The organism is Enterobacter sp. YSU (assembly GCF_016082135.1).
Classification (GTDB): Bacteria; Pseudomonadota; Gammaproteobacteria; order Enterobacterales; family Enterobacteriaceae; genus Enterobacter; species Enterobacter hormaechei_C.
In genome coordinates, this window is the sequence record NZ_CP059487.1 from 1,186,489 (window position 1) to 1,211,646 (window position 25,158).

Annotated in this window: 23 protein-coding genes; 6 read left to right on the forward strand and 17 right to left on the reverse strand. The window is 55.9% G+C overall.

Annotated elements, in window-relative coordinates; all coding sequences use genetic code 11:
- Window position 1: 1 nt before the first annotated feature.
- From ulaC to ulaA, 3 genes are read right to left on the reverse strand one after another with little or no spacing between them, the layout of a single operon-like run.
- Entirely contained in the window at window positions 2–469 is a 468-nt protein-coding gene (ulaC, locus tag H2Z33_RS05755; protein ID WP_063134953.1) for a PTS ascorbate transporter subunit IIA, read from the reverse strand.
- Between the two features lie 9 nt (window positions 470–478).
- Window positions 479–784 carry a PTS ascorbate transporter subunit IIB gene (gene ulaB, locus H2Z33_RS05760; protein WP_003856022.1) on the reverse strand — a complete coding sequence of 102 codons (306 nt, stop codon included), beginning with the start codon at window positions 782–784 and terminating at the stop codon, window positions 479–481.
- 12 nt (window positions 785–796) lie between these two features.
- The gene (ulaA, locus tag H2Z33_RS05765) at window positions 797–2,197 is read right to left on the reverse strand and encodes a PTS ascorbate transporter subunit IIC (RefSeq protein ID WP_063134952.1); all 1,401 of its coding nucleotides are present in this window, start codon (window positions 2,195–2,197) and stop codon (window positions 797–799) included.
- A gap of 359 nt (window positions 2,198–2,556) precedes the next feature.
- On the opposite strand from ulaA, the gene ulaG reads away from it, so the two are divergent.
- Both ulaG and ulaR read left to right on the forward strand, forming a co-directional pair.
- Entirely contained in the window at window positions 2,557–3,621 is a 1,065-nt protein-coding gene (gene ulaG, locus H2Z33_RS05770; protein WP_006810379.1) for an L-ascorbate 6-phosphate lactonase, read from the forward strand.
- Between the two features lie 110 nt (window positions 3,622–3,731).
- Entirely contained in the window at window positions 3,732–4,487 is a 756-nt protein-coding gene (gene ulaR / locus H2Z33_RS05775) for an HTH-type transcriptional regulator UlaR (protein ID WP_003856014.1), read from the forward strand.
- On the opposite strand, the gene yjfP is transcribed toward ulaR, so the two are convergent.
- On the reverse strand, window positions 4,484–5,206 hold the full coding sequence (yjfP, locus tag H2Z33_RS05780; protein WP_063134951.1) for an esterase: 723 nt from the start codon (window positions 5,204–5,206) through the stop codon (window positions 4,484–4,486). The genes ulaR and yjfP overlap by 4 nt on opposite strands.
- A 137-nt stretch (window positions 5,207–5,343) precedes the next feature.
- On the opposite strand from yjfP, the gene bsmA reads away from it, so the two are divergent.
- The 3 genes from bsmA to H2Z33_RS05795 all read left to right on the forward strand — a co-directional run bounded on the left by bsmA (window position 5,344) and on the right by H2Z33_RS05795 (window position 8,199).
- Window positions 5,344–5,673: a biofilm peroxide resistance protein BsmA gene (gene bsmA, locus H2Z33_RS05785; RefSeq protein WP_017383949.1), complete on the forward strand. Its 330-nt coding sequence runs from the start codon at window positions 5,344–5,346 to the stop codon at window positions 5,671–5,673.
- A 148-nt stretch (window positions 5,674–5,821) separates the two neighbouring features.
- Entirely contained in the window at window positions 5,822–6,097 is a 276-nt protein-coding gene (gene yjfN / locus H2Z33_RS05790; protein WP_017694671.1) for a DUF1471 family protease activator YjfN, read from the forward strand.
- Between the two features lie 170 nt (window positions 6,098–6,267).
- Window positions 6,268–8,199, forward strand: a complete 1,932-nt coding sequence (locus tag H2Z33_RS05795; RefSeq protein WP_048974010.1) for a methyl-accepting chemotaxis protein — start codon at window positions 6,268–6,270, stop codon at window positions 8,197–8,199.
- Here H2Z33_RS05795 and H2Z33_RS05800 read toward each other — a convergent pair.
- Window positions 8,196–9,818: an isovaleryl-CoA dehydrogenase gene (locus H2Z33_RS05800; RefSeq protein ID WP_032670721.1), complete on the reverse strand. Its 1,623-nt coding sequence runs from the start codon at window positions 9,816–9,818 to the stop codon at window positions 8,196–8,198. The two genes, H2Z33_RS05795 and H2Z33_RS05800, sit on opposite strands and share 4 nt — an antisense overlap.
- A 195-nt stretch (window positions 9,819–10,013) precedes the next feature.
- Between H2Z33_RS05800 and H2Z33_RS05805 the strand changes: the two genes are divergently transcribed.
- Window positions 10,014–11,288, forward strand: coding sequence for an MFS transporter (locus tag H2Z33_RS05805; RefSeq protein WP_015572471.1), 1,275 nt, complete (start codon window positions 10,014–10,016; stop codon window positions 11,286–11,288).
- Between the two features lie 91 nt (window positions 11,289–11,379).
- Here the strand turns inward: H2Z33_RS05805 and rlmB are convergent, their stop codons facing one another.
- From rlmB to amiB, 12 genes are all read right to left on the reverse strand, one after another.
- Window positions 11,380–12,111, reverse strand: coding sequence for a 23S rRNA (guanosine(2251)-2'-O)-methyltransferase RlmB (rlmB, locus tag H2Z33_RS05810; protein WP_015572470.1), 732 nt, complete (start codon window positions 12,109–12,111; stop codon window positions 11,380–11,382).
- Window positions 12,112–12,174: 63 nt separating this feature from the next.
- Window positions 12,175–14,616 (reverse strand): ribonuclease R, encoded by a 2,442-nt coding sequence (rnr, locus tag H2Z33_RS05815; RefSeq protein WP_063867030.1) that lies wholly within the window; start codon window positions 14,614–14,616, stop codon window positions 12,175–12,177.
- A 38-nt stretch (window positions 14,617–14,654) separates the two neighbouring features.
- A complete protein-coding gene (gene nsrR, locus H2Z33_RS05820; protein WP_003855998.1) occupies window positions 14,655–15,080 on the reverse strand; it encodes a nitric oxide-sensing transcriptional repressor NsrR in 426 nt (141 codons plus the stop codon).
- 192 nt (window positions 15,081–15,272) lie between these two features.
- Complete coding sequence (locus H2Z33_RS05825; RefSeq protein ID WP_003855997.1) at window positions 15,273–16,571, reverse strand: adenylosuccinate synthase; 1,299 nt, start codon at window positions 16,569–16,571, stop codon at window positions 15,273–15,275.
- Between the two features lie 103 nt (window positions 16,572–16,674).
- Window positions 16,675–16,872, reverse strand: a complete 198-nt coding sequence (locus H2Z33_RS05830) for a DUF2065 domain-containing protein (RefSeq protein WP_003855996.1) — start codon at window positions 16,870–16,872, stop codon at window positions 16,675–16,677.
- Window positions 16,873–16,943: 71 nt separating this feature from the next.
- Complete coding sequence (gene hflC, locus H2Z33_RS05835) at window positions 16,944–17,948, reverse strand: protease modulator HflC (RefSeq protein WP_003855994.1); 1,005 nt, start codon at window positions 17,946–17,948, stop codon at window positions 16,944–16,946.
- Between the two features lie 2 nt (window positions 17,949–17,950).
- Entirely contained in the window at window positions 17,951–19,210 is a 1,260-nt protein-coding gene (gene hflK, locus H2Z33_RS05840; RefSeq protein ID WP_198091827.1) for an FtsH protease activity modulator HflK, read from the reverse strand.
- Between the two features lie 56 nt (window positions 19,211–19,266).
- The gene (gene hflX, locus H2Z33_RS05845; RefSeq protein WP_003855991.1) at window positions 19,267–20,547 is read right to left on the reverse strand and encodes a ribosome rescue GTPase HflX; all 1,281 of its coding nucleotides are present in this window, start codon (window positions 20,545–20,547) and stop codon (window positions 19,267–19,269) included.
- A 74-nt stretch (window positions 20,548–20,621) separates the two neighbouring features.
- Window positions 20,622–20,933, reverse strand: coding sequence for an RNA chaperone Hfq (gene hfq, locus H2Z33_RS05850; protein WP_003855990.1), 312 nt, complete (start codon window positions 20,931–20,933; stop codon window positions 20,622–20,624).
- 85 nt (window positions 20,934–21,018) lie between these two features.
- Window positions 21,019–21,969, reverse strand: a complete 951-nt coding sequence (gene miaA, locus H2Z33_RS05855; protein WP_017383956.1) for a tRNA (adenosine(37)-N6)-dimethylallyltransferase MiaA — start codon at window positions 21,967–21,969, stop codon at window positions 21,019–21,021.
- Window positions 21,962–23,806 carry a DNA mismatch repair endonuclease MutL gene (gene mutL, locus H2Z33_RS05860; protein ID WP_063134949.1) on the reverse strand — a complete coding sequence of 615 codons (1,845 nt, stop codon included), beginning with the start codon at window positions 23,804–23,806 and terminating at the stop codon, window positions 21,962–21,964. The genes miaA and mutL overlap by 8 nt, the downstream gene beginning before the upstream one ends.
- A 9-nt stretch (window positions 23,807–23,815) precedes the next feature.
- Window positions 23,816–25,156: an N-acetylmuramoyl-L-alanine amidase AmiB gene (gene amiB / locus H2Z33_RS05865; protein WP_033487872.1), complete on the reverse strand. Its 1,341-nt coding sequence runs from the start codon at window positions 25,154–25,156 to the stop codon at window positions 23,816–23,818.
- Window positions 25,157–25,158 lie beyond the last annotated feature (2 nt).

Genomic DNA, 25,158 nt, shown 5'->3' on the forward strand with positions numbered 1-25,158 from the left:
CTTAAACGGCCGCCGCAGTGGCGTTATCAATTAAATCCAGCACGTCCTGCACGGTACGACAGGCGCGTAAACGGTCAAAATTTGCTTCATCATCAAACAGATTGACGATCTGCATGATCCCCACCTCCTGGTGGGTGTTGGCATCGACAGCCGCCATGGTGATCAGAATGTCGACCGGGTCGTTATCTTCGTGGTTGAACACCAGTGGTTTTTTCAACGTCACCAGCGCAAAACCGGTTTTCTTGACGCCCTCTTCGGGACGGCCATGCGGCATTGCCAGCCCCGGGGCAATCACAAAATAGGGTCCAAACTGCGCCACGCCATCCAGAATGGCCTGGTAATAATGCGGCTCGACAACGTCCGCCTTAACCAGTAGGTCCACGCCCAGCTTCACCGCTTCCTGCCAGGTGCGGGCTTCGGCCTGTAAAAGGATGGAGTTATTCTCTGCCAGCGAATCACGTAGTTTCATGTGGCATCCTTACTTCACGTCTTGTGGGAAGTGTTCTTTGATCACTTCCAGCAGCTTTGGCCCGAAATCCGCAGGCGACAGCATGTTGCGTACGCCTACCACGTATTTGTTGCCCGACACGCTAATCTCGCCGGCAATGTGCGTTGAGGCGATGATGATGTCCGCGCCGTTCAGTTCACTTTTGTATTCACCCACTGCGCAGCTGTTCACCGTGTGGTCAATGTTTGACTGGGTTAAAAACTGGTCCACTTTCATCTTCATGATCATGGAGCTACCTTGCCCATTGCCACACACAGCCAGGATACGTACGGTCATAATCGAAACTCCTTAATGAGCAGACACTTCTGCTGTTTGTTTTTCTGCATCTTCTTCAGCCCGCAGCGAACGGCCAGCGAAGAACATATAAGCCAGGGCAATCAGGATGATGACGGCCATAAAGACCAGCCCGACGGACGCAAAGCCCTGCATCATCGGCGGCGCCAGAATTGACCAGTCCGCCATGCCCATCCAGGCGCTCATGCCGGTGAGCTTGACCGCCCACACGCACCCGAAGATTTCAACCATGCCCATCACCAGGCAGATCTTGAGCGCTGCGCGCCATCCGCCGAAGTGGTTAGCAAACACGCCAATAGTGGCGTTGGAGAAGAACATCGGGATAAAGCCAGGAATAATCAGGATTGAGGAGCCACAGCCCACCAGGGTGCCGACCGCAATCAGCTGGCCGATGGTGCCCCACATAAAGCCCCAGACGACGGCGTTTGGCGCAAAGCTATAGATAGCCGCACAGTCAATCGCCAGCACCGCGCCAGGGATCAGGCGCTGGGAGATGCCGTTAAACGCTTCCGACAGTTCGGCGACGAACATACGCACGCCCTGGGTGATGATGAAAATGGCCACCGCGAAGGAGAAACCGGTTTGCAGGATATAGACCGTCCAGTGGGTTTTACCCGCCATCGCCTGCACCACGTCAATGCCAAAGGAGAGCAGGATGGCACCGAAGAAGATGGTCATCACAATTGCCGTGGAGACGATGTTGTCGTGGAAGATATTCAGCCAGCCAGGCAATTTGAGATCTTCAACACTCTCCTCTTTTTTGCCCAGGTACGGCGCAACTTTGTAAGCAATCCAGGAGGCGAACTGCTGCTGGTGACCGATGGAGAAGCCGCAGCCGTCCGTAACGTCCTGCGTTGGCTTATACATCATGTTGGAGGTGATGCCCCAGTAAAGCGAGACCAGTATTGCCGTGCAGATGACGGTGGTCCACATTGGGTAGCCGAAGATATAGAAAGAAACCGCAATCAGCCCCGCCTGCTGGAACATGATGTGCCCGGTGAGCATGATGGTGCGAATACCGGTGATGCGGCGCAGGAGCACGTAAATGATGTTCAGCGCCAGCGCGAGCAGTACCGCATACCCAACCCAGCTGTACGCATCCCCCATACGATCGATGGTGGCCATCATGGACGCGTAAGTGTCAGAGATGGCGCCGTTAATGCCGTACACCTCTGACATTTTGGCAACAACCGGCTTAAACGTGCTGGTAAGAATGCCAGACCCCGCCTGCAACAGCATAAAACCAATGATGGTTTTGATGGTGCCTTTGATAATCACGCTGACGCTTTTGCGCAGCAGGATGTACCCCAGGCACGTCACGATACCCAGCAACAGCGGGGCGTTGGTCATTACCTGATTAAAGAACACGGTAAAGACGTTGTAGAGGATCTCCATAACTCTCTCCAGAAAATGAGAACACGAGGGGCAATCCCTGTGTGGTTGGTGTCATCACTCTATTAATCACAAATAATCATCACAAGATTGCATTTGATTATTTGTGACGGATCACGCAATTTATTTCCATGGTATTAGTAATGATTTTCACTACCAATCCAACCAAATAAATAAATTCTTAAATTTCAATACATTAATCATTTATAACGGTTATCTTAACAACGTCATGAAGTTTTTTCTGTGAGGTGGCGAGGGGAATTTTCCGCAAATCAGCCATTGCAAATCGATTAAAACAGTGCCAGCATTAATCACAACAAGTCACATAGTGATTACTTTTGATTAAAACCAGGAGTCAAACGATGAGTAAAGTGAAAACCATCACCCGTGAATCATGGATTCTGAGTACCTTTCCGGAGTGGGGTAGCTGGCTGAACGAAGAGATCGAGCAGGAACAGGTTGCTCCTGGCACATTTGCGATGTGGTGGCTGGGCTGCACCGGGATCTGGCTGAAATCAGAAGGCGGCGCCAACATTTGTGTTGATTTCTGGTGCGGCACCGGCAAACAGAGCCACGGCAATCCACTGATGAAAAAAGGCCACCAGATGCAGCGTATGGCCGGCGTTGAAAAGCTCCAGCCGAACCTGCGCACCACGCCTTTCGTGCTGGATCCTTTTGCCATTCGTCAGATCGACGCCGTACTCTCTACCCACGATCACAACGATCATATCGACGTGAACGTGGCGGCAGCGGTAATGCAAAACTGCGCGGACGACGTACCGTTTATTGGGCCGCAGACCTGCGTGGATTTGTGGATTGGCTGGGGCGTGCCAAAAGAGCGCTGCATCGTGATGAAGCCGGGCGACGTAGTGAAAATCAAAGACATTGAGATTCACGCGCTGGATGCCTTTGACCGTACCGCGCTGATCACCCTGCCTGCCGACCAGAAAGCCGCAGGCGTACTGCCAGACGGGATGGATGAGCGCGCGGTGAACTACCTGTTCAAAACGCCTGGCGGTTCCCTGTATCACAGCGGTGACTCCCACTACTCCAACTATTACGCGAAGCACGGTAACGAGCATCAGATTGACGTGGCGCTTGGCTCTTACGGTGAAAACCCGCGCGGGATCACCGACAAAATGACCAGCGCGGATATGCTGCGTATGGCCGAAGCGCTGAACACCAAGGTGGTGATCCCGTTCCACCACGATATCTGGTCAAACTTCCAGGCCGATCCGCAAGAGATCCGCGTCCTGTGGGAGATGAAAAAAGACCGCCTCAAGTATGGCTTCAAGCCGTTCATCTGGCAGGTTGGCGGCAAGTTCACCTGGCCGCTGGATAAAGACAATCTTGAGTACCACTACCCGCGTGGTTTCGATGATTGCTTTACGATTGAACCCGATCTGCCGTTCAAATCCTTCCTCTGATTCTGAGGCCCAATCGCCAGACCTTGCGTCTGGCGATGTCATATTTATCTTAGTAATTTCACGCTATTTCAAATATCATCTTTTCAAATCAATTCTTATCGGAATAGCTCATGACGGAAGCGCAACGGCATCAAATTTTACTGGAACTCCTGGCGCAAACAGGGTTTATCACCGTCGAGAAAGTGATCGAACGTTTAGGGATCTCCCCCGCTACCGCGCGGCGGGACATTAACAAGCTGGATGAGAGCGGCAAGCTGAAAAAAGTCCGCAACGGCGCAGAGGCCATCAGCCAGCAGCGTCCACGCTGGACGCCGATGAACATCCACCAGGCGCAGAATCACGATGAAAAGGTGCGGATTGCCAGAGCGGCATCACAGCTGGTAAATCCTGGAGAAAGCGTGGTGATCAACTGCGGTTCGACGGCGTTTCTGCTGGGCCGTGAGATGTGCGGCAAGCCGGTGCAGATCATCACCAACTATTTGCCGCTGGCCAACTATCTCATTGACCAGGAACATGAAAGCGTGGTGATCATGGGCGGCCAGTATAACAAGAGCCAGTCCATCACCCTTAGCCCGCAGGACAGTGAAAACAGCCTCTACGCCGGGCACTGGATGTTTACCAGCGGCAAAGGTCTGACGGCGGATGGCCTGTATAAAACCGATATGCTCACCGCAATGGCAGAACAGAACATGCTTAACGTAGTGGGCAAACTGGTGGTGCTGGTCGACAGCAGCAAGGTCGGTGAACGCGCCGGCATGCTTTTCAGCCGCGCCGAGCAAATCAGCATGGTGATCACCGGCAAAAACGCCAACCCCGAGATCCTCAGCAAGCTGGAGGATCAGGGTGTCACAGTGCTGCGCGTTTAAAGGTGCTGACGGAAGAATTCCACGGTTGACTCCAGCGCGGCCGGGGTAATACGGTGCCGGACACCTGCTCCCCACAGGCAGGTCAGATTGCTGTCCAGCCCTTCGCGCTGTAGCGCCTGTTGCAGGCGGAACGTTTCACCGGGCGATACGACGTCATCGGCGTCCCCATGCCACAGCAGCAGCGGACGATCGGCCAGCTGCGAAAGCGCATGGCTGACGTCCCATTCTGACAACAGGGCCTCAATCTCCTGAGGGGCCTGCGGCGGGAACAGCGTCTTTGCCAGTGACGTAAAGTAGCCCGATCCCATCAGGCAAGCAACAGACGTCACCTCCGGATGCCTGGCCATGATCCCCAGCGCCGTCATTCCGCCCATTGATGCGCCTGCGACCGCCAGCCGTTTCCCCTCCACCAGCCCGGCCTGCAAGAGCGCGTCACGCAGCCCGGCGAACTCGGTCAGATTGCCGTGCAGCGTTTGCCAGAACAGCCCCAGCCGCGCCTGCTCATCGCCCGTAAAACGTGCCCCATGATTCGGCGCATCAGGCATGACCACCCGGAAACCGGCCTGCGCCAGCGCGACGGCAAAATAGCTGTAGACCAGCTTCGAGGAGAGAAAGCCATGATAGAAAACTACCGTCGGCAGCGGCTGTTCACCTTTACCAGCCGAAAAAGCATGGATGATTTCATGCCCACTCAGCTGGCGAGTTTCAATTTCAATCATTGTCGATCCTGTGCTGATGAATGATTCATAATGTTGAGAGCTGGATTACGGTTTCACGATATTTTCATTCGAAATCTACGTCCCAGATAACACTTCGGGAACATTCCCCCAAAACTAAATTCGCAGACAACTACACTATGGCTATCAGGAAAAGAGACAGGTTTATGCGCAGGCTTACGGCTTTATTGCTGGTCTCACTGCTCAGCGGATGTTCCATATTGCAGGGTACGCCAGAACCGGCGCCGCCGGTTACCGATCATCCTCAGGAAATTCGTCGTAATCAGACGGAAGGATTACAACGCCTGGGTACCGTATCCGCGATGGTTCGTGGTTCCCCGGATGATGCAGAAGACGCAATTGAAGCACAGGCAGTTGCCGCAAAAGCAGATTATTACGTCATCACGATGATTGATGAAACCATTATTACGGGACAGTGGTACGCCCAGGGAATTTTGTACCGTAAGTAAGCATCATCATTTGAACGACTTTTACACTGCTTTGCGTCCGTAGACATTTTCCTGTCCACAATAAACTCCATGCCAGCAACAATGGAAATGAGTTTATTCGCGAAGGATTGCCCGGCGGATACCGGAGACACGTGAAAAGGAGCTGACGATGAAACGAACCCTTGCTTTAACGACGCTATTGCTTTCAGCGGGCCTGCTGAGTACCACGGCGCAGTCGGCCGAATTTGCCAGCGCGGATTGCGTCACGGGCCTGAACGAGATTGGTCAGATCTCCGTCAATAATATCACGGGAAGTCCGCAAGACGTTGAACGTGTCGTCGCCCTGAAGGCCGATGAACAGGGCGCATCCTGGTATCGCATCGTCCAGATGCAGGAAGATAACCATGTTAATCACTGGCGCGTGCAGGCCATTCTTTATGCATAATCCCTTCCGATAAAAGCCACTTAATTTTAGTGGCTTTTCAATTTTGCAAATTTTTTACCTCTCCCGAAACTTAATAAAAACAAACAGGTAACATTCAGTTACATTAAACAGATAAACGTTCTCTTCGCTCTGCCGTTGAACAGCCATCACTTTTCAATAATGAGCAATTTATGATCACCTTTTTCCGCCGGGCAGGTCTGGGCACGAAGCTATCGCTGCTAACAGGTGCAAGTGTCGCCACGCTTTTTTTGCTGTTCACTTTTCTGTTGAGCCACAACGCCAGCCAGCAGCTTGAAGATCTTGCGGTTGAAGACCTGCATAACCAGTCCACCGGCATGGTGGATATGGTAGAGATGTTCAACACCAGCCTGAGCGAAGAGGTTGAAAGCTATACCCGTCTGTTCACCACCTTTTTGCCACAGCCGCTGAACAGCGACAGCAGCCAGAGCCGGACCATAAACGGGCTTACCGTTCCTCTGCTGAAAGGCGGCGAAACGGAGTTGCATGAAAACAATACGCTTTCTGATGACTTCCTGAGCCGAACGGGCGCCATCTCGACGCTGTTTGTCCGCAGCGGTAACGATTTTATCCGCGTGGCCACGTCGCTGCGCAAAGAGAATGGCGACCGCGCCATCGGAACCGTTCTTGATACCACCAGCCCGGCATTTGCGGCTGTCACCAAAGGGAAGGTCTATCGTGGCCTCGCGCTTCTGTTCGGCAAGCGCTATATCACGCAGTACCAGCCTGTTAAAAATGCGGAAGGCCAGGTTATCGGGATTATCTTTGTCGGCGTGGACATCACCCATTCGTGGAACGTCATGCGCGAGAAAATCCTTAACCGTCGTCTGGGCGAGAGCGGCCACTTCTTTGTACTGGATCGCAGCAGCGGCAAAACGCGCGGACAGTATCTGTTCCATGCCAGCGATGAGGGCAAACTGCCCAACTGGGACACGGCGACACAGCAGCAGCTTCTGAGTGATAAAGCCGGCACGCTGGAGCGCGTGAGCGCAGATGGCCGTACGCTCAAAGTTGCCTACACGCCGCTGCCGGGCTGGAACTGGACCATCGTGGGTGAAGTGGATAAAGCCGTACTGCTTTCAAGCGTCACCACGCTGCGCGATCGCTTCCTGATGGCGGGCGTGGTGCTATCCGTGCTCTTCGCGGGCCTGTTCGTTATCCTTATTCGCCGGATGCTAACCCGCCCACTGCGCGCAGTGATCGCGCTTGCCCGGCAGTATGCCGCAGGCGATCTGCGCGCCAGCCTGCCGGTAACCCGCCAGGATGAGGTCGGCCAGCTGATTGATGCCATCAACGGGATCGGGGGCGGCCTGCAAAAAATTGTGTTGCAGGTCCGCGAGGCCGCAAGCGAAATCCATCTGGGGACTAACGCGCTGGCTTCAGACACCGGCGAGATCTCTGAACAGATCAACAAACAGGCCAGCAGCGTTGAGGAGACCTCCGCCAGCATGGAGCAATTAGCCGCCACCGTGCAGCAAAATGCCGCCAACATGGAGCAAACTCAGCAGCTGGTGGGGGAAACCTCACGCGCGGTGCATCAGGGTGGAGAGACGGTGACCCACGCAGTTTCCACCATGGATGATATTCGTGATGCATCGAAACGCATTGAAGACATTACCCGCGTGATTGAGTCCATCGCTTTCCAGACCAATATCCTGGCGCTCAATGCGGCGGTTGAAGCGGCGCGGGCGGGCGAGCACGGGAAAGGTTTCGCAGTGGTGGCGCAAGAGGTGCGCGCCCTGGCCGCACGCAGTGCCAACGCGGTAAAAGAGATTGAACAGCTGATTGGCGACACGCTGAACAAGGTGAGCGAAGGCCATGCGCTGTCTGAGCAGACGCGTCTGGCGATGGATGCCATCATTGTTCATATCGATAACATCAGCCAGCTTGTCACCGAAATCAACCACGCCTCCCGCGAGCAGTCTGCGGGGATTGGTCAGGTGAATCTGGCGATGACGCACATCGGTGAGGCATCGCACATCAATGCCGATCGCATCTCGCGCAGCGAGCAGACGGCACAGACGCTGCGCGAGAAGGGTTCACATCTCACCCGGCTGGTGAGCCTGTTCCAGCTGAAGGCTTAACCGACCCGGCCCGTGGCGCGCAGAAGCAGGTCGGTTTGCACCTGTTCGCTCATCAGCGTGCCGCCTCGGGTATCCAGCATCATGCGGCACCACGCCTGCGCCACGGGCGGCGATGCGTGCCGCAGCATCTGGCTTCCGGCCCCGAGTAAAAAGAGCTGCCGCGCGATCTCCCTGCCCTGCGCTTCCTGCGGTTTACGCAGCTTCTGCTGTAGCTGCCGCCAGCTGCGATCGAAGTGCCTGTCCTGACCTTTGACCTGCACGAAATCATCGGCGAGCAGGTCGAGAATGCCCGACTGCTTCGCCAGCACGCGCAGTACATCCAGGCACATAATATTGCCAGAGCCTTCCCAGATGCTGTTGACGGGCATTTCACGGTACAACCGCGGAAGTTCACTCTCTTCGCAATAGCCTGCACCGCCCAGCACCTCCATTGCCTCTGCCACAAACGGTATGCCCGCTTTGCAGACGCTGTATTTTGCCGCCGGAGTGAAAAGCCGCGCCCATGCGGCCTCCTGCGGGTCGGTGCGGTTGTCCCACGCCCGGGCGAGTCGGAACAGCAGTGCCGTGTGTCCCTCCAGCACCAGCGCCATACGGCTTAGCACGTCGCGCATTAACGGCTGGTCGATCAGATTTTTGCCGAAGGTCTGCCGCTGATGGGCATGATAAAGCGCCACCGAGAGCGCACGGCGCATCAATCCGTGGCTGCCAAGCGCACAGTCAAAGCGCGTCAGCCCGCCCATCTTCAGAATTTGCCGGACACCTTCACCCTCTTCGCCCAGCAGCCAGCCGTAAGCATCAAGGAACTCAGCCTCACTGCTGGCATTTGAACGGTTACCGAGCTTGTCCTTCAGACGCTCAAGGCGCACGGCATTACGTTGCCCGTCGGGTAAAAAACGCGGAACAAAAAAGCAGGAAAGCCCGCCCTTCGCCTGCGCCAGCACCAGATGCGCATCGCTCTGCGGCACGGAGAAAAACCATTTGTGCCCCACCAGCCGGTAACTGCCATCACTGCATTTCTCTGCTTTGGTGGTATTACTGAGTACGTCCGAACCGCCCTGCTTTTCCGTCATCCCCATGCCGATCAGCAGGCCGCGCTTTTGCGCCCCCGGCGCGAGATGGGGATCGTAGCGATCGCTCATCAGCGGCGTTAACCAGTTGTCAAACGGTTTGGGCAGCGACTGTAGCAACAGCGGCGTGGCGGCGAAGGTCATGGTCACCGGGCATAGCGTTCCCGCCTCCACCTGAGCATGCAGCACAAAACGCGCGGCCCGGGCGACGAACGATCCTTTCCGCGCCTCCTCCTCCCACGCCAGGTTGTGCACCCGGTTGGCGCAAAGCCCCTGCATCAGAAGATGCCATGCCGGATGAAAGCGGACGTCATCCAGCCTCGCTCCCGTGGCGTCATAACGCAGCAGCTCCGGCGGATTAACGTTCGCCAGCCTGCCCAGCTCCAGCGACTCCGCCGTACCCAACTGCTGTCCGATGCTGGCAAGAAGATCCACATCCCACTCAGCCCCTTCGCGCGCTACCGCATCGCGCAGGGCGCAATCAGAGAGAAAAAGGTTGCTGTTCGATAGCGGTGCAGGTTGATTAAAAACGGTATGTGTCTGCCAGTGCATGCTGTCTCCCTCCTTTCATTGGCAATAAAGGTAAGTATGGACAGAGGGCATGCACGCTGCATGGGAGGGGGGTCACACGATGACGATCGTGTTGATATCATTCGTGAAATAGCTCACAGAACATAAGAATAAACTATTTCATTACTTCACTAATGCTGAATAATTTATTCTTACCCCGTTTTTGTGAGGATCGTTATGCAACAGGATGCGCACAAGCGTGCATTAATTGCAGGCTCCATCGGTAATTTCATCGAGTGGTATGAATTTGCGGTCTACGGTTTTCTGGCAACGGTGATTGCCAGAAACTTCTTCCAGCTTGAGGGGGAAGCGGAGCTCACCAGCCTGATCCTCACCTGGGCCTCGTTCGCCATCGCTTTCTTCTTCCGTCCGCTGGGTGCGGTGGTCTTTGGCCGCATTGGCGACAGGATTGGCCGCAAACCGACGCTGATTATAGTGCTGGTATTGATGACGCTCGCCACCGCTGCCATCGGTATTGTGCCGGTCTACGCCAGTATCGGGATTGCCGCGCCGCTGATCGTTACGCTCCTGCGTATTCTGCAAGGACTGTTCGCGGGCGGTGAGTATGGCGGTGCGGTCTCATTGATGACGGAGTTCGCCCCGCGCGGCAAGCGCGGTCTTTACGGGGCATGGCAGTCCTTCACCGTGGCGCTCGGGCTGTTAGCGGGCGCAGGCATTGTCGCGTTGCTCTCTGCCCTGCTCTCCCCTGAAGCCTTGCACGACTGGGGCTGGCGCATTCCGTTCTTCCTGGCGCTGCCGATGGGTGCGGTCGCGCTATGGCTGCGGGTGAGCATGGAAGAGACGCCGAGCTTTGTGCAGCAACGGGAAAAACCGGTTGTTACTCAGGCCAGCACCGCCGCCACGTTCAAAACCATCCTGATGGGCATTGGCCGCGTGATGGTCTGGTCTGCGGCGGGTTATACCTATCTGGTGATTATGCCGACCTATCTGCAATCTGCGCTGCACACCGGTTTTAACCAGGCGTTACTGATTGCGGTGATTTCTAACATTGGGTTTGCGCTCACGATCATTCCGTCGGGCATGCTGAGCGACAGGATCGGGCGGCGCACGGTGATGATTATCGCCACCGTGCTCCTGCTGATCCTCGCCCTGCCGCTGCTGAAAATTTTGCAGGCGGAATCCAGTACGCTGGCAGTCAAAGCGATTGTGGTGCTGATTGCGGGGGGTCTGGTTGGGATGCTGGCAGGGCCGGGGCCGGCAATGCTGTCTGAGATGTTCCCGACGCGCGTGCGTTATACCGGGCTGGGGCTGGCCTATTCTCTGTCGAATGCGATCTTCTCGGGCTGTGCGGGGCTGATCATTACCGGGCTGATTAAAGAGACGGGCAATCTGGATATTCCGGCGTACTACGTGATGGCAACGGCGGTGGTGAGTATTTTCGCGCTGATGACGCTGAGAAAGGATGACCATTTACGGTCGTTAGAGGAGTGAGATTGTTGCCCGGTGACGCTACGCTTACCGGGCCTACGGTACCATGCTTTTGTAGGCCGGGTAAGGCGAAGCCGCCACCCGGCACAACAGGCTACCCGCGCTGACGCACCGCTTCAAACAGGCAGATACCCGTCGCAACAGAAACGTTCAGGGACGATACGCTGCCCGCCATTGGGATGCTGATCAGCTCATCGCAGTGCTCGCGCGTCAGACGACGCATACCTTCGCCTTCCGCTCCCATCACCAGCGCCATACGGCCGGTCATTTTGCTCTGGTACAGGGTGTGATCCGCTTCACCGGCTGTTCCTACGATCCAGATATTTTCTTCCTGCAACAGACGCATGGTGCGCGCCAGGTTAGTCACGCGGATTAACGGGACGTTTTCCGCCGCGCCGCAGGCGACTTTTTTAGCGGTAGCGTTAAGCTGCGCGGAGCGATCTTTTGGCACAATCACCGCATGCACGCCTGCTGCATCGGCGCTACGCAGGCACGCGCCCAGGTTATGTGGGTCGGTTACGCCATCGAGGATCAGGAAGAACGGGTTCTCCAGCCCGGCGATCAGATCCGGCAGATCGTTCTCCTGATACTGACGGCCTGGCTTCACGCGCGCGATAATGCCCTGGTGTACAGCACCTTCGCTTTTTTCATCCAGATACTGGCGGTTCGCCAGCTGGATCACTACGCCCTGCGCTTCCAGCGCGTGGATCAGCGGCATCAGACGTTTGTCTTCACGCCCTTTCAGAATAAAAACTTCCTGAAAACGCTCCGGCGCGCGCTCCAGCAGGGCCTGCACCGCGTGGATGCCGTAAATCATTTCACTCATTGATGGTTCTCGTAATAAATATTTTCCCTCTCCCGTTGGGGAGAGGGTCAGGGTGAGGGGAAATTACTCCGCCTGCTGTTTCTTCGCCGCGCGCTTCGCTTTGGTCGCGGCCGCTATTTTTTGGGTCTTGGTCGACGGTTTTTTCGCTTTACGAGCGTCTTTTTTCGCCGCCTTGGGCTTCTGTTTCTTCTCGCCACGGAAAGCACTGTCTGGCTCAAAGTTTACTCTTTTACCTGCCTGACGTCGCTTACCGCCCGCTTTACCGTTACCGCCTTTTTTCGCTTTCTCACGCTCGGTTTTGCCGACGTTACGCGGAGCACGCTCGCTGGAGATGAGGCTGAAGTCGATTTTACGGTCGTCCATATTCACGGCTTCAACCTTCACTTCCACCCGATCGCCCAGACGGTAGGTCTGACCACCGGATTCGCCGATCAGACGTTGTCCGATCTGGTCGAAGCGGTAGTAATCGTTATCGAGGCTGGAAACGTGCACCAGACCGTCGATAAACAGCTCATCCAGACGCACGAAGAAGCCAAAGCCGGTGACGCTGGCAATCACGCCTTTAAAGACGTTACCCACCTGATCCAGCATAAAGTCACACTTCAGCCAGTCCGCCACGTCGCGCGTCGCTTCATCCGCACGACGCTCGGTCATGGAACAATGCTGGCCCAGTTGCAGCATCTCTTCCATGGAGTAGTGATACCCTCCGGTTTCGGTCGTGTTGCCTTTATGACCCTGCTCGTGCGCCAGCAGATACTTGATCGCACGGTGCAGGGACAGATCCGGATAACGGCGGATCGGCGAGGTAAAGTGCGCGTACGACTGTAACGCCAGACCAAAGTGGCCCCGGTTTTCAGGATCGTAAATCGCCTGCTTCATGGAGCGCAGCAGCATGGTTTGCAGCATTTCCGCGTCAGGACGATCGCTGATGGATTCCAGCAGCTCGGCGTAATCGCGTGGCTCAGGCTTATTACCGCCAGGCAGCTCCAGGCCGAGTTCAGCCAGCACGGAGCGGAACGAGGTTACGGCTTCCGTGGTTGGCTTGTCGTGAATACGGAACAACGCAGGCTCTTTGGCTTTCTCAACGAAACGTGCCGCCGAGATGTTCGCCAGGATCATACACTCTTCAATCAGCTTGTGCGCATCGTTACGCTGAGTCTGTTCGATACGCTCGATACGACGCTCAGCGTTAAAGATAAACTTCGCCTCTTCACTCTCAAACGAGATCCCACCGCGCTCTTCGCGCGCCTGATCCAGCGTTTTGTAGAGGTTGTGCAGCTCTTCGATGTGTTTGACCAGCGGCGCGTACTGTTCGCGAAGATCCTGATCGCCCTGCAACATATGCCAGACCTTGGTATAGGTCAGGCGCGCATGAGAACTCATCACCGCTTCGTAGAACTTATAGCCCGTCAGACGTCCCTTGCTGGAGATGGTCATTTCGCAGACCATACACAGGCGGTCCACCTGCGGGTTGAGGGAACACAGGCCGTTGGAGAGCACTTCTGGCAGCATCGGTACAACCTGCGACGGGAAGTAGACCGACGTACCGCGGCTGCGCGCTTCGTTATCCAGCGGCGTGTGCGGACGCACGTAATAGCTCACATCCGCGATAGCCACCCACAGACGCCAGCCGCCACCGCGTTTTTTCTCGCAATATACGGCATCATCGAAGTCACGGGCGTCTTCACCATCAATGGTGACCAGCGGCAGATCGCGCAGATCCACGCGGCCTGCTTTGGACTCTTCCGGCACTTCTTCACGCAGGTTTTCAATCTGATCTTCAACCGCTTTCGGCCAGACATACGGAATTTCATGGGTACGCAGCGCCATATCGACGGCCATGCCGGTGCCCATGTTATCGCCCAGCACTTCGACGATTTTACCCACCGCTTTGGTGCGACGGGTTGGGCGCTGGGTGAGTTCCACCACCACCACAAAGCCCATGCGTGCGCCCATCACCTCTTCAGGCGGGATGAGAATGTCGAAGCTCAGACGGCTGTCATCCGGCACCACAAAGCCTACGCCCGCATCGGTAAAGTAACGGCCAACGATCTGGCTGGTTTTCGGCACCAGCACGCGGACCACGCGCGCTTCGCGGCGGCCTTTACGGTCTGCACCCAGCGGCTGCGCCAGGATCTGGTCGCCGTGAATACACATCTTCATCTGTTCGGATGAGAGGTACAGGTCGTCTTTACGGCCTTCCACGCGCAGGAAGCCGAAGCCATCGCGATGACCAATAACGGTGCCTTTCAGCAGGTCGAGGCGTTCTGGCAGCGCGTAGCACTGGCGACGAGTAAAGACCAGTTGCCCGTCACGTTCCATGGCGCGCAGGCGGCGGCGAAGGGCTTCAATTTGCTCTTCACCTTCAATGTTCAGTTCAACGGCAAGTTCTTCACGATTGGCGGGTTTTTCGCGTTTTGTTAAGTGTTCAATGATGAACTCGCGGCTGGGGATAGGATTCGCGTATTTTTCGGCTTCGCGTTCCTGGAAAGGATCTTGTGACATGTCGGTTCCTCCGTTGTCAGCTCCGGTGGAAATTTTCTTCATTCCACCAGCAATAATTTATAAAGCGGTTGATTCTCTTCAACCAAATCGGCCAGCGTGTAGTTATCCAGTTCCTTGAGAAAACTTTGCACGGCCTTTGAAAGCGCCTGTTTCAGGCGGCAAGCGGGCGTAATGTGGCAGAACGCGCTGCTACAGTTCACCAGAGAGAGCGGCTCCAGTTCACGTACCACATCGCCAATACGGATACTCTGCGCCGGTTTACCGAGACGGATCCCTCCATTCTTCCCGCGGACGGCAGCAACGTATCCGGCACGACTAAGTTGATTGATTATTTTGACCATATGATTACGGGACACACCGTACACCTCTGTGACTTCAGAGATGCTGGTCATCTTCCCATCGGGTAACGACGCCATGTAAATCAGCGCGCGTAAGCCGTAATCGGTGAAACTTGTTAACTGCACATCAACCTCAGGAAAAAGGGAAAACGCGGTCAAACCGCAGAGATATTCATTAATGATGATAAACCAGCCAGATAGTTAGCGGCTAATTTATTTGACAGACGGGGCGAAAAAGCGGAGATCCAGGAGCGGTCGCCGGATGGCGCTGCGCTTATCCGGCCTACAGGTTTCCCCGCAGGCCAGCAGTCACGAAGATTATGCGTCGAACGGGTCGCGCAGGATCATCGTTTCAGTACGATCCGGGCCGGTAGAAATAATATCGATCGGCACTTCGGTCAGTTCTTCAATGCGCTTGATGTAGTCCAGCGCGGCTTTTGGCAGGCCACTACGCTCTTTCACACCAAATGTGGTCTCAGACCAGCCCGGCATAGTTTCGTAGATTGGCTCAATGCCTTCCCAGTCGTCAGCAGCCAGCGGAGTGGTGGTCACCTCGCGGCCATCAGGCATACGGTAGCCTACGCAGATTTTTACTTCTTTCAGGCCGTCCAGTACGTCCAGCTTGGTCAGGCAGAAGCCAGACAGGGAGTTGATCTGCACTGCGCGACGTACGGCAACGGCGTCCAGCCAGCCGGTACGACGACGACGACCGGTGGTCGCGCCAAACTCGTTACCCTGCTTGCAGAGGAACTCGCCGGTCTCATCAAACAGTTCGGTCGGGAATGGACCTGCACCCACGCGAGTGGAGTACGCTTTGATGATGCCCAGAACGTAATCGACATAACGCGGGCCCAGACCGGAGCCGGTTGCCACGCCACCCGCGGTGGTGTTAGAGGACGTTACGTACGGATAGGTACCGTGGTCGATGTCCAGCAGCGTACCCTGCGCACCTTCAAACATGACGAAATCGCCACGCTTGCGCGCCTGGTCCAGCAGATCGGACACATCAACAACCATACCGGTCAGAATATCAGCAATCGCCATGACGTCATCCAGCACTTTCTGGTAGTCAACGGCTTCGGCTTTGTAGAAGTTCACCAGCTGGAAGTTGTGATATTCCATCACTTCTTTCAGTTTTTCAGCGAAGGTCGCTTTGTCGAAGAGGTCACCCACGCGCAGACCGCGACGAGCCACTTTATCTTCGTAAGCCGGGCCGATACCACGACCGGTGGTGCCGATCGCTTTCGCGCCACGCGCTTTTTCACGCGCCACGTCCAGCGCCACATGATAATCCAGGATCAGCGGGCAGGCTTCGGAGAGCAGCAGACGCTCACGAACAGGGATACCACGGTCTTCCAGACCTTTCATCTCTTTCATCAGCGCAGCGGGAGACAGCACAACGCCGTTACCGATGATGCTGGTGACGTTTTCGCGAAGAATGCCTGATGGAATAAGATGGAGGACGGTTTTTTCACCGTTGATTACGAGAGTATGGCCCGCGTTGTGACCGCCCTGGTAGCGTACAACATATTTGGCCCGTTCAGTCAGAAGATCAACAATCTTCCCTTTACCTTCGTCACCCCATTGGGTGCCCAGTACGACGACGTTGTTACCCATTTTTTCAAAATCACCGTTTGCTTAAAAATGGATTCTACCATCGCTTTTTCAGATATACAGCACTTTTTGACCCTAAAATATGCCAATTGCGGTTAGTTTTTGATCAGCCAATCGTTTTCCTCAACATGTAGTAGATAACGATACCGGCAACCACAAGACCACCGCCAAAACGACGCAAAATATTGTCCGGGAGTTGGCTCATTGTCGCGATCATCCGGCGCCATGCGCGCGGATAGAGCATCGGGCCGAGGCCTTCCAGCACCAAAACCAGGGCCAGTGCGAGCCAGATCGTGGAGTTCATTTTTCATCCTTATAAAAGAAAACCACCGCTCCGTGAAGAGCGGTGGTTTGAATACTCAAACGAGCCTGAGTTTATCGCGTTGCGTTGGTCGGCGTCTTCATATAACGGAAGAAATCGCTGTCCGGGCTGAGCACCATCACATCCTGGTTGCTCTTGAAGCTATTCTCGTAAGCGCGAAGGCTACGGATGAAGGCGTAGAAGTCTGGATCCTGGCTGAATGCATCAGCAAACAGTTTAGCCGCTTCGGCATCACCTTCACCGCGCAGGATACGACCCTGGCGCTCAGATTCCGCCAGCGTCTTGGTGACTTCATAGTCCGCTGCCGCGCGCAGTTTTTCCGCTTCTTCCTGACCCTGTGAACGGTGACGACGGGCTACCGCTTCACGCTCGGCGCGCATACGGTTGTAGATCGCCTCGGACACTTCCGCTGGCAGGTTGATCTGCTTGATGCGCACATCAACCACTTCGATGCCCAGCGCCGCCATACTGTTCGGGTTGATCACCGGCACTTTACCGTTGGTTTCAGCCTGAACACGTTCAGCCGCTTTGGCAATCGCATCGTCTGCCGCCGGGGTTTCAACTTCATCCTCGGTGCCCGCAGAGCCGGAGTTCAGCGCATCACGCACTTCCAGCGTCAGACGACCACGGGAGTCGGTCACAATGTCTTTCACATCCAGACGACCAATTTCAGAACGCAGACGGTCAGAGAACTTACGTTTCAGCAGCACTTCTGCCTGAGAAACGTCGCCACCCCCGGTTGCCAGGAAGTAGCGGCTGAAATCGCTGATGCGCCATTTGATATAGGAATCAACGATCAGGTCTTTCTTCTCTTTAGTCACGAAACGATCGGCCTGGTTATCCATGGTCTGGATACGCGCATCGAGCGTTTTCACTGACTGAATGAACGGGATCTTAAAGTGCAGACCCGGCTCATAAATCACCGGACGCTTGTCGCCATCACGCACGACGCTGCTGAACTGGAACTTGATCCCACGCTCGCCCTCTTTCACCACAAAGATGGAGGTGTAGAGCACGACCAGTACGATGATGATGATCGCAATAACTGACTTACGCATCCTTATTCCCCCTGACGCTGGTAGTCGTTACGCTGCGCGTTAGCACGGCGTTGGTCCATAATGTCACCATCGTTCGAAGAAGGCGTTGTGTTCGCGCTGGCGCTGCCAGACGAGGCCGGTGGCAGACGCAGCAGGGTGTTCGCACCGCTGTTGTCTTTTGCTGCCGGTGCAGAACCGCCTTTCAGCATCTGATCCAGCGGCAGGACCATCAGGTTTCCGCCTTTGTTGTCGTTAACCAGCACTTTACGCGTATGGCTCAGCACTTTTTCCATGGTCTCGATATAGAGACGCTCACGGGTAATTTCCGGCGCGGCTTTATATTCCGGCAGGATCTTCGCAAAGCGAGCCACTTCACCCTGTGCTTCCAGGATGGTCTGGGTCTTATACGCACGCGCTTCTTCCAGAATACGCTGCGCCTGACCGTTTGCACGCGGCTGAACTTCGTTGGTGTACGCTTCCGCTTCACGGATGTACTGCTGTTCGTTTTCACGCGCGGCAATCGCATCGTCAAACGCGGCTTTCACCTCTTCCGGCGGACGTGCAGCCTGGAAGTTGACGTCCAGCAGGGTGATACCCATGTTGTACGGACGGATGGTCTCTTCCAGCTCACGCTGGGTATCGCTACGAATAACGGTACGACCTTCGGTCAGGATACGGTCCATGGTGTATTTGCCGATCACGCCACGCAGGGCGCTGTCGGTTGCCTGACGCAGGCTGTCATCGGCGCTGGTCACGCTAAACAGATAACGTTCCGGATCGGTCACGCGGTACTGCACGTTCATCTCAACGCGCACCACGTTCTCGTCAGAGGTCAACATCACGCCAGAGGCGGCCAGTTCACGGACGGACTCCACGTTAACCGCGGTCACGTCATCAATGAAGGTCGGCTTCCAGTTCAGGCCCGGTTCAACCAGATGGCTGAACTTACCGAAACGGGTGACCACGCCGCGTTCTGCTTCTTTAATGGTGTAGAACCCGCTGGCTGCCCAGATGATTACCACCGCAGCGGCGACAATGCCCACCACGCGGCCACCCATTGGCGGGCGCGGACTCTGAGTGGAATTGCCACCCGAGCCAGAACCTTTTCCTCCGCCAAGGCCACCAAGCTTTTTGCTCAGTTTGCGGAAGATATCATCCAGATCCGGCGGCCCCTGCTCGCGACCACCTTTGTTGCCATTTCCCCCAGAGTTGCCGCCTTGATTATTGCTGCTTCCCCACGGGTCGCGGTCTTGTCCGTTATTACCGGGCTGATTCCACGCCATGTATATGCTCCATATTTGTTATGCAAGGGCGAATTTTTCAGGCTTCCCCTTTCTGATCAGACGATATAGTCCGCCAGCGCAGGTTCTTGTTTACAGAGGCGACGCCAGTCAACGATCGGCATACGCACCTGCATCCCCACGCTGCCGTCATCCTCCATCCACTCTTTTTCTATCGCCTGAAGCTGATAAAACCGGCTGCGCAGCCTGCCTTCCTGTGGCGGCAGTCGCAGCGTGTGCTGAGCTACCTCACCGGAAAGACGTTCTGTCAAAGCCTGGAAAAGCAGTGGCACACCAATCCCGGCCTGAGCAGACAGCCAGACCCGAATCGGTTTGTTCTCTTCGTCTCGGTCGATACGCGGTTCGAAATCGTCCAGCATATCGATCTTGTTCATCACCAACAGGGTGGGAATTTCGTGGGCGTCGATCTCTTCGAGCACCACGTTCACCGCGTCGATGTTCTCCTGCACGCGTACGTCAGCCGCATCAATCACATGCAGCAGCAGGGTCGCCTGACGCGTCTCCTGCAACGTCGCTTTAAACGCCGCGACCAGATCGTGCGGCAGATGGCGGATAAACCCTACGGTATCCGCCAGCACCGTTTCACCCACGTCTGCGACGTCAATACGGCGCAGGGTTGGGTCCAGGGTCGCAAACAGCTGGTCTGCGGCATACACCTGGGCCTCGGTTATCTGGTTAAACAGGGTGGATTTACCGGCGTTGGTATAACCCACCAGCGACACCGTTGGGATATCGGCTTTCGTTCGCGCCCGACGCCCCTGTTCGCGCTGTTTCTCTACACGTTCCAGACGTGAAAGGATCTGGGTTATACGCCCACGCAGCAAACGGCGGTCGGTTTCGAGCTGGGTTTCACCCGGGCCGCGCAAACCAATCCCGCCTTTTTGTCTTTCAAGGTGTGTCCAGCCACGCACCAGACGCGTCGCCAGATGGCGCAACTGCGCCAGCTCAACCTGCAACTTACCCTCGTGGGTACGCGCACGCTGAGCAAAAATATCTAAGATCAACCCCGTGCGATCGATTACACGGCATTCGCAGAGAGCTTCCAGGTTACGTTCCTGAGCCGGAGACAGCGCATGATCAAACAGCACAACGGATGCGCCGGTTGCTTTTACGGCATCCGCAATTTCAACTGCTTTACCTTCACCAACAAAGTACTTCGGGTGCGGCGCTTTACGGCTACCGGTAATCACCTGCATTGCTTCGACACCGGCGGAAGAGACCAGAGATTCAAACTCCTGGAGGTCTTCCATATCTTTGTCTTGCGAAAAATAGATGTGTACCAGCACCGCCTGCTCACCGGCGTCATAACGGTCAAACAAGCGTAAACCTCTCTAAAAAGATCAGCGGGGAACGCAGGATCCCTGGCTCCCCGTGTGGATAACAGCCCAAAACCTTATTCGGTTTCTTCGCTGTCCTGCGCTGGTGTTGAAGAACCCTGCGCGTTGCTGCCGTGATGGTAGTTACTGCCAGTGCCGCCGCCAGCGTTATTGCTGTGATGAGATACCGGACGGGACGGAACAACAGTAGAAATCGCGTGCTTATAGACCATCTGGCTGACCGTGTTTTTCAACAGGATCACGAACTGATCGAAAGACTCAATCTGACCTTGCAGCTTAATACCATTCACCAAATAAATAGAAACTGGAACACGCTCCCGACGCAATGCGTTCAGGAACGGATCTTGTAAAGATTGCCCCTTAGCCATTCTATCTTTTCCTTATATGCTTGTTTTGTACTTAGAACCTTGCGATTCTGAAAAATTGCGCACGATACGGCTTAATTGTACACATTCAGTCAGCGATATCACCAATAACCTCAATCACTTCGTTTAACGCCTGTTGTGGTTTTTCACTGTCTAACCAGTGAACACCCTCCCAACCGCGTAACCAGGTGATCTGGCGCTTCGCTAACTGTCTCGTGGCGCAAACACCTCGATAAACCATTTCATCGTATGAAATCTCACCTTCAAGATACGACCACATCTGGCGGTATCCCACACAACGAATGGAAGGCATGTCCGTATGCAAATCTCCACGGGCAAAAAGCGCCCGCACTTCTGCTTCAAAATCTGAAGCCAACATCTGATGAAAACGCTGCTCAATTCGTTGATGGAGCAGTTCACGGCTCGCCGGGGCGATGGCGAACTGATGCACCTGATACGGCAGAGCGTCTCCTGACGTTTGCGTCAGTTCCGTTAAAGTTTTACCCGAAATGAAAAAAACTTCCAGTGCCCGGGAAAGCCTTTGCGGATCGTTTGGGTGGATCCGCGCTGCGGCAACCGGGTCAATCTCTTCCAGTTGCCTGTGCAAAGCGTCCCACCCCTGCTCTGCCGCCTGCCGCTCAATCTTCGCTCTCACTTCCGGATCGGCCGATGGCAGAGGCGATAACCCCTCCAGCAGCGCCTTAAAGTAGAGCATCGTGCCGCCAACTAACAGTGGTATGCGTCCCGCGGCGGTAATCTCGGCCATCTCGGCTAAGGCGTCGCGGCGAAAATCTGCCGCGGAGTAAGCCTGTGCCGGGTCGAGAATATCCAGTAAACGGTGCGGTGCCGCACGCAGTTCGTCTGCGTTGGGCTTCGCCGTGCCGATGTCCATCCCTCGGTAGATGAGGGCTGAATCAACGCTAATCAACTCTACTGGCAAAACTTTACGTAACTCAATGGCTAACGCCGTTTTACCGGAGGCCGTTGGCCCCATTAAAAAAATCGCCTTTGGCAGGCTCGCCTTACTTACATCAGTCATGTTTCAGGGCGGTCATCGCCGTTTGTAAATCAACAGGTTGTAACAAACCACCTGGAGGCGCTTTCACCAGCTGTGGACAGAGGCGCTCCACCTCCGCCAGAACGGTAATCGCCTGCGCCATACTCCACGGTGCATGCTCGCTGGCCAGATGGCGGGCGATCCATTGCGCGGTATCGGCGGCATCAAACGTCGTTTGCTGCGCCAGGTAGCCTATCAGTTCAGGAATCAAGTTTTGTAAATTTTGTTGGCGTAAGGGTAAAGGCACTGCGCGAATTGTCACATGCTGCGCGTCCAGTACGATTTCAATCCCCATTTCGGCCAGTTGCGTCTGCACGCGCCGCAAAACCCCTGTTTCTTCAGGGGATATTTTCAGGCGAACGGGGATCAACAGCGGCTGCGCGCAGGCGGCATTCACCCCCGGGGTTAACTGCGCCTGTTTGAGCCAGCGCTCCGCCACGGAAAGCGCCAGCAACAGCAGTTTACCTTCGCGTTCAAGCAACGCCATGTCGGGAGCAATAATGGTCAATACCCGACCAAAACTCTGGCTATGCCCATCCAGAGAGGGGGTTGAAACCGTGATGTGCTCTTTATGCTCCACCGCCGGCGTATCCAGCAGTTTGCGGTACAGCGCCCCCTGCTGTTTGTGGTAGCCCGGCTGAGCGTTGGGATAGTTGGCACCGGTTGGTCGCGGCGCGTTGCCCGCCGGGGATAAACGTGGAGCAGCCGGCTCGCGCGCTACCGCCGGTTCGGCAAAATGGTTACGCCCGGCCGCCACGCGGTTTTCCGGAAGTGGGCGCGGCGCGGGTTCTTCTTTTGCCAGCGGCAACTCTGGCTCTGCCTGCTGCTGCAATACAGCGGCAACGCCCTGGTAGATGAAATCATGCACCAGGCGCGACTGGTGGAAACGCACCTCGTGCTTGGCGGGGTGCACGTTAACGTCAACCTGGTGCGGGTCGATCTCCAGATAAAGCACAAAGGCGGGCTGTTGATCGGCGCCGAGCTTATCTTCGCAGGCCTGTCGAATAGCGTGGTTAATCAGGCGGTCGCGCATCATGCGGCCGTTGACGTAGCAATACTGAATTTCTGCGAACGCGGCGCTGCTGGCGTTCGGATCGGCAACCCAGCCGCGCAGGGCCAGATCGCCATGCTGCCACTCAATGGACAGCGCTTTTTCCAGAAACGGTGTGCCGCAGATGGCGCCCAACCGACGCTCCTTTTGTCCACCCTCCGCCACCGCGCGGTACTGGCGCATCACCTTACCGTTATGGCTGAGGTTGATGGTGATATCAAAGCGCGCCAGCGCGATGCGGCGGATGATCTCGTCGATATGTCCGAATTCGGTCTTCTCGGTTCGCATAAACTTGCGCCGGGCGGGCGTGTTATAGAAGAGATCCAGCACTTCAAGCGTGGTGCCTACCGGGTGCGCCGCAGGTTTAACCGTGACGTCCATATCACGCCCTTCGGCGTAGGCCTGCCAGGCTTCCTGCTGGTCGGCCGTGCGGGAGGTCAACGTTAAGCGGGAAACGGAGCTGATACTGGCCAGCGCTTCGCCGCGAAAACCCAGGCTGATAATCGCTTCCAGATCGTCAAGTGAGGCAATTTTACTGGTGGCATGACGCGCCAGCGCCAGCGCCAGCTCGTCCTTTTTGATGCCACAGCCGTTATCACGAATGCGGATAAGCTTTGCGCCCCCGCGTTCGATATCAATATCAATGCGGGTCGCCCCTGCATCGAGGCTGTTTTCCACCAGTTCCTTCACCACCGACGCAGGGCGTTCCACCACCTCACCGGCGGCGATTTGGTTCGCGAGCTGCGGCGGTAGAACCTGAATCGGCATGAACTCTCCTTAATTAGTCGCGGTCATCTCACCCGGCAGCGCGGCGCTTGCCGTCTGGGCGGCCCCGCCCTGCGGCGCAGACTGAAGCGGATGCGCGTCAAAGTATTTACGCAGACCGTTATAAATCGCTTCGGCAATTTGCTGCTGATAGCTGTCGCTGCCCAACAGGCGCTCTTCGCCGTTGTTACTGATAAAGCCCGTCTCTACCAGAATCGACGGAATATCCGGCGAACGCAGGACACCGAGGCTTGCATGCTCAGGGCGACGCTTATGCAGCGATCCAATGCTTTGCAGCTGGCTCAGTACGTTAGTGGCGACATCATACCCGACGCGCTGAGAATGACCGAACTGTAAATCCAGCACCGCCTGGCTGAGATACGGATCGGCCTGGCTGTTTGCCAGCACATCGCCTGCCCCGCCTAATAGTTCAGACTGCTTCTCGTGCTCTTCAAGCCAGTTCGCCATTTCACTGTTGGCGCGACGGTTCGACAGCACCCATACCGACGCGCCGGTGGCGTTACGGTTCGGCGCAGCATCCGCGTGAATCGACACCAGGAAGTTGGCGTTTTGCTTACGCGCCACATCCGAGCGTCCCATCACTGAAATAAAGTAATCTCCGTCGCGGGTCATGACCCCTTTAAACATCGGATCGTCATTCAGAAGCGCACGCAGCTTACGGGCAATGGCGATAGTGACGTTTTTCTCCCGCGTGCCGCCCGGGCCAATCGCGCCAGGATCTTGCCCGCCGTGTCCGGCGTCGATGGCGATAATCACTTTGTCGCCACTGACCGGCGTACGCCGCGCGCTGACCGCCGGACGCGTCACCGTGTTGCTGCTGGTCACGGCGGTAAGTCGGTCATTTTGTGATTTAAACGGATTACGGGCTGGCTCAGACGGCCTTGAAGTATAAACCGGCGCTTCCACGCGTTTTGCTACAACAGGTGCAGGCGGTGGCGGCGGCGGAACATCAGCATTAATGGTAAAGACCACCGTATAATTGGCGCCGTTTTGCTGCTTAACCGCCTTCGTTTTGCCCTTTTCGGTGAGATCGACCACCAGACGCAGAGACTGCGCATCCTTCGGCGTTCCCGAACGGATGCTTTTCACCAGATTGTTGCCGCTGAACTGGAGCGGCAGCCCCTGGATCACCCCGGTCTGTTTAATATCGAGCGCCACGCTGCGGCTGTCGATTTGTGAGAAAGCATATTCAGGATCGCCCATAAAGCTGAACGTAATGCGGGCCTGGCTATCGCCATTCGACACCTGAATATCCGAGAGGCTGGCCGCCCCGGCCTGCGCGCACAGCAGGACCGTGGCAGCCAGCACCCAACCTTTAACGCGATTAATCATCC